General features: G+C 39.5%; 5 protein-coding genes. 2 read left to right on the forward strand and 3 right to left on the reverse strand.

From position 1 onward, the window contains the following. From ACCM36_RS03875 to ACCM36_RS03885, 3 genes are all read right to left on the reverse strand, one after another. On the reverse strand, window positions 1–1,249 hold a 1,249-nt coding region (locus ACCM36_RS03875), incomplete at its 3' end, for a class I SAM-dependent methyltransferase (RefSeq protein WP_370572421.1). A gap of 9 nt (window positions 1,250–1,258) precedes the next feature. Next, a complete protein-coding gene (locus tag ACCM36_RS03880) occupies window positions 1,259–2,488 on the reverse strand; it encodes an ABC transporter ATP-binding protein (protein WP_370572422.1) in 1,230 nt (409 codons plus the stop codon). Then, a complete protein-coding gene (locus ACCM36_RS03885; RefSeq protein ID WP_370572423.1) occupies window positions 2,489–3,268 on the reverse strand; it encodes an ABC transporter permease in 780 nt (259 codons plus the stop codon). A 246-nt stretch (window positions 3,269–3,514) separates the two neighbouring features. On the opposite strand from ACCM36_RS03885, the gene ACCM36_RS03890 reads away from it, so the two are divergent. Together ACCM36_RS03890 and ACCM36_RS03895 are read left to right on the forward strand one after the other, a co-directional pair. Then, on the forward strand, window positions 3,515–4,573 hold the full coding sequence (locus ACCM36_RS03890) for a hypothetical protein (protein ID WP_370572424.1): 1,059 nt from the start codon (window positions 3,515–3,517) through the stop codon (window positions 4,571–4,573). Then, window positions 4,573–5,400 (forward strand): mechanosensitive ion channel family protein, encoded by an 828-nt coding sequence (locus ACCM36_RS03895; protein ID WP_370572425.1) that lies wholly within the window; start codon window positions 4,573–4,575, stop codon window positions 5,398–5,400. Before ACCM36_RS03890 ends, ACCM36_RS03895 begins: the two co-directional genes overlap by 1 nt. Window positions 5,401–5,553: the final 153 nt, after the last annotated feature.

Consider the following 5,553-nt stretch of genomic DNA (forward strand, 5'->3'; position numbering starts at 1 on the left):
TTGCAAACGAAGAAAAAGAAAGCGGATTCACGGTTTCTGCGATAAGGTAAAATCCATATTTCATCTTTTGGAAACATAGTTTCAGTAATCTGACAAGGTATGCAGGCTCTAGGTGCTCCACTACCTGGTCTATAAATATTCCATCAAGACTTGCATCTTCCAGTTTTTCCATATAATCAAATGCATCCTCTAGTTCCACTTCAAGGCCCTTTGAGCGGCAGTAATCCACCATGGTTTCATCGAGATCTACTCCACGGGCACCTATTCCGTGTTTACGCATAGTTTCAAGGAACTCTCCCCTTCCACAGCCAATGTCAAGTACATTCTTACATCCTTCAAAATAACGGAGAAAAGCAGTTTGCCTTTGAGCAATTTCCTCTCTGGCTCCTCGGAATTTATCCTCGAAAACAAAGTAGTTAATACCGGTGTCAAGGAGGGGTGGCTGTAGAAGTTTCTCAGTCTGTGATAATCCATATGTTATTCTATCATCAAGCATATTAGAAAGCCATGCCTTCTTCTCTATATCTGCGTCCATTGCTTCAATAACCGAGCGCATTCTTTCCTCGTTTTCTTCCTTTATTTCATTCTTTAACTGTGGAATACGCATTTTCACATCGGTTCTGATCTGGTCGGTCATTTCATACATTTTTCTGTTAACCGCTATCTCGTCATTGATCTGTTTTTTAAGAGCTTCGAGCCTATCCTCTACTTGTAATAGTCGCTCATCGGTCTCTCTCTCTACCTGTAATAGTCTCTCATTAGTCTCTTTGAGTTGCTGTCGCAGGCTTTTCGGCTCAGGAAAATGCTGGTCTTTGATTTCAAGATCACCAATTGTATTTTCTATACTTGAAAGCCTATGGGCTGCATTGTTGAGAACTTTGGCAGCATTCTGGTTGAAACTTATCTGCTTAAAGACCATTGGATCCACATATCTTCGTACTTCTCCATGGACAATCTCTCTGCCTTTAACAAGGCCTTTTCCTACAAAGAGACGATGGGAACTGATTACGTAACTATTATTTTGAATATCGCAATTAATGTTCAAATTAAGAAGATCATCGGCAATCTCTCCTCTAATTTCTCCCATTGCCCATTTCTGATCTGATGTCAGCTGTTGGGCTGCTGCATCAAGTTGAAGTGGATAAGTTCCTTGCTCTTTTCGTTTACTTATATTTTCCCTTATCTTTCTCATGATCTCTTCAACATTCACTTCTTCATCGTTGATCTCAAAAGTATCCATAAATGTCATTCCCACCATTCATATTATCCATTTGCAAGGTACATCGAATATTCCCGCATCCCTGCTTGTCGGGATCACATCAAAATGATATAGTTTATCATGCCAGTCATAGGGGTTATGTGTACGACTATGTATAGCAACAGTTAACTGAAATCTTCCTGAGAGCATAGAGATGCTCTCGATGTTCAGATCTATATGACCTTTACCTTCGATATAATCAATAGTTATGTCTCTCAATTCCGTATTGGTACCAAAAAGATTCTCTCCTTTTTCTGAATACAGAGCAATGCCAAAAATTGGGTCAGGTACCTTCTCATGAGCATGATAAAGGATCCTTATGGTCATTGCATCAAAGGAATTGAACCTGTTACTTATATTACCGAATTTATCATGGAACTCGACATTTACGATCTCAACTTTCTGGTCACCCCATCGGGAGTTTTTGACAGAGTTTTTATCTTCGGCTAGGATGGCAATATCACTTTCAACTACATTGTGGATTGCTTCTGAAACGTTTTTATCCTGCTCTCCATACACATACTTATCTATTACTTCCCCCGTTTCCCCCAATGCGACCTGTTCTCCCTTGTGTAGTAATAAGGTCCTGTCACAGAACCTCCTTACCGAACCCAGGTCATGGGACACAAATACTATTGTTACCCCTTCCTTGCGGTAGTTGTTCAGGACATCCAGGCATTTTTGTTGAAAATCCATGTCCCCTACTGCAAGTACTTCATCCATCAGCAATATCTCCGGATCTGTCTGGATAGCAGTGGAAAAAGCAAGTCTTACCTGCATCCCTGAAGAAAAGTTCTTCAGTTTTGTGTCTCTGAACCTCTCCAGTCCTGCAAACTCCAGTATGTCATCTGTCCTTGACTTAATGTCATACTTTGACATTCCCATTATAGTACCATAGGTCTTTATGTTCTCCACGGCTGTCATATCGGGCTGGAACCCGACACCAAGTTCAAGGAAGGGTGTAACTTTCTTACGGATACATACATCACCTGAGGAAGGATATAGGATACCCGCTATTATTTTCAGCAAAGTGCTTTTACCGCTTCCGTTCTCTCCAATTACCCCAAAGAACTCACCTTCTTCCACATCGAAATTAATGTTCTTTAAAGCATTGAAGACCTCATAGGATTCCGGCTTGAACACACCTGTAAGTGCCTCGAACAGTGTAGTTCGCTTTTCATGTGGGATGCGGAATGATTTTTCAAGTTTCTCTACTTCGATCACAGGCATTCAGATCTCCTCCGCAAAACGGGGCTCTATTTTATTGAAAATAGCATACCCTATGAGCAGGAAAACTACTGATGCAATGCTCATGAATATCAGATCTTCCGTTTGCATGGGGGAGGCATAGATTATTGTATCTCTTGCAGCAATGATCACCCTTGCAACAGGATTCAGAAGCACTATGCCCCTGAGGTTTGCAGGAAAGATCTCGACCGCATACATTATGGGCGTTGCAAAGTAGCCTGCCTGCAGGAGTACAGCCCAGATGAACTGCACATCGCGGTAAAGTACATTAAGAGCTGCTAAAGCCAGGGACAGGCCAACAGACAGTACCAGGAGGCAGATCAGTATTATGGGAGCCTGTATTATATATATTGACAATGGCACCTTAAAGTATATCATAAACAATATAAATACAATAGATTCAAACACACTCATAAGCAATGCTGTTATGCACGATGATATCACAAATATGTCCCTGGGGAAATATATCTTTTTAATGAGGCTTGGTTTTCCAACGATGGAGTTCATTCCGATGCTGGTAGCTCTGCTGAGAAAATTCCAGATGATAATACCCAGCAACAGAAAAAGCTGGTAATTCTCTATCTGCATTCTCATAAGATGTGAAAACACATAATAAAGGACCGTGAGCATGAGCAGAGGTTCCAGCAATGACCAGAAATATCCCAAAACAGAGTTCTTATACCTCAGTTTGAACTCACTCCAAGCTAATTGCCATATCAGTTGTCTGTAAGCATACAGATTTACAATATGTTTGACCGACATTTTCCATCCGTTAGGCAGCTTTGTAAGAATAATTCGCTATTTACTGCTTGTTTTAAAAATCTGTCAATAGGTAATACTTTCATTATATATAGTTTTGGTCCACTCAGATCTAATAGTCAGCAGTTCATCAAGTAGTATTTATAATTGTACGACCTTACCTTTTTTGAGCTCATGTTGCATATTCCGCACACGTTTTGTTCATGGGGTCAGGGACAATAGTAATGTTAAAGGCGAGGCAGAATACTTATGGTCGCATCAGATGAAAACGACTCTATACAAAAGTTGGTGTTCGGTCTGGACGAACCGATTGCAGCCATACAAAAAGCTATATCTGATTTTGTATCAGGCCAAAGGGTCAACATCGCTATATTGGCATTGCCTTATGCGGGGAAATCTGAACTTGTAGATGAGATTGTCAAAATGCATCCACATGAAGTGACAAAGGTCACTTTTTCATCTATAATGGACAACAAGGACCAGATACCTCTGCTTAAAGACCCCACCAGGATAATGATATTTGACAATTGTCATTACCTGTATATGAGAAAGATTGGTGGATTCGATGTTATCGAAGAGTTCCTGAATATGGTGCTTTCCTCTGATAAAATACTCTACATAACCACATGGAATATCCACTCATGGAATTATCTTGATCGGGTATTGGATATAGGCAGATATTTTCCAGTACAGGTGAAAATTCCATCGCTGAACCCTGCAGATATGGAAGAGTTCTTGCTTTCAGCATATAATGAGAATGAAATACAATTTGTAAATGACATTGAGGTAAAGAAAGAAAAAATATTTCAGGTGGTTAAAAGACCTATAGCGAAAAATATCACACGTGGCAAAGTCAATCTATACAGTTTGCGGATCAACTATGTTGCCCTTCAGACACTTCTCTTTAATAGAACACCAAGTGAAACTGCAGAATCCATTATATTTAAAGAAATTGCAAAGATCTCACGTGGAAATCCCGGGGTTGCAAAGGATATATGGAACAAATGGTTAGAATATCCTGTGATCAAAACAAGTAACATCAATACTGTTTTCAGTAATATAGATCTCGATAGTACCGGAAGATTTGTTCTATATATTATATTGTCAATGGGACATATTAAAAAAGCGGAACTGAAAAATATAATATTAAACTGGACTTATAATGTAGATGACATGATGATCAACAAAATAATATTTGAAATGCTCAATCAGGATCTGATAGCAAAAAATGATGAATATTACAGTGTAAAACCTGAAAAACTATCGGTTGTTGTCAAATATTTAGAGAACATCAGGTTGGTGTGGTAATGGCTGAAGTGAATCTGGATACAGTTGTCACTGGCTTTGAACAAATTGACCCAAATACAGTGCTTGTGTCTTTTGCCATCATAATCCTTGCTGTCATTCTTTCAAAGATAGTTGCATTTTTCCTGACAAAATTTTCAGAAATGACATGGAGGTACAGGCTACATTTCAAGACTATAATCCCTCTGTCTAAAGTCCTCATTTATTCATTGGCTATCTATTACATTTTTGCATCTATATTTGCGCTGTCCTTCAATCAACTAGTATTATTAAGTGGCCTTATTGGTGCTGCAATTGGTATAGGGCTGAGGAACCTCTTTGAGAATATTGCAGCGGGAATTATAATCGTAATGGAAAAAACTTATCATGTTGGGGACAGGATCGAAATGGGTGACTATTATGGAGAGGTCAAGGATATAGGCCTCAGGGCTACCCGTCTTGTTACTCCCAACGATGAACTGGTATTGGCTCCAAACAACCTGGTGTTCACACAGTGTGTTGCAAGCGGCAATTCGGGTAGTTCAGAAATGATGGCAATGCTGGATATATATATAGAGAACGATTCTGACGTAGACCTGGCAATGAAGATATTAAGGGAAGCAGTCGTTACTTCAAGATTCGTATATATATCTCCAACCAGGCCGGTTGTTATTCTTTTAAACGATTATCCCTTCTACAAAGGTCTAAAAGCAAGGGCATATGTGAACGATCTTAGGGATGAATTCGTATTCAGATCTGATGTAACCCGAAGAACCTGGAATGAATTCTATAAAAAAGGAATAAAACCTCCCAAAGCACATATTGTGAACTATGGGAACGCAGCTGAATGATCTCAAGATCAGATTGATTGGCTACAAATATACACATAGAAAGCATTTAGGTCGAGAAGACCTACCAATTCTATAAATTTCTGATTGCTACCCAAAACCCCTCACCTCAGCATCTTTTGCACTCTTTCCCGAAGTTCCTGTACTTTCTTATCA

The sequence above is a fragment of the Methanomethylovorans sp. genome (assembly GCF_041305605.1).
Taxonomy (GTDB): Archaea; Halobacteriota; Methanosarcinia; order Methanosarcinales; family Methanosarcinaceae; genus Methanomethylovorans.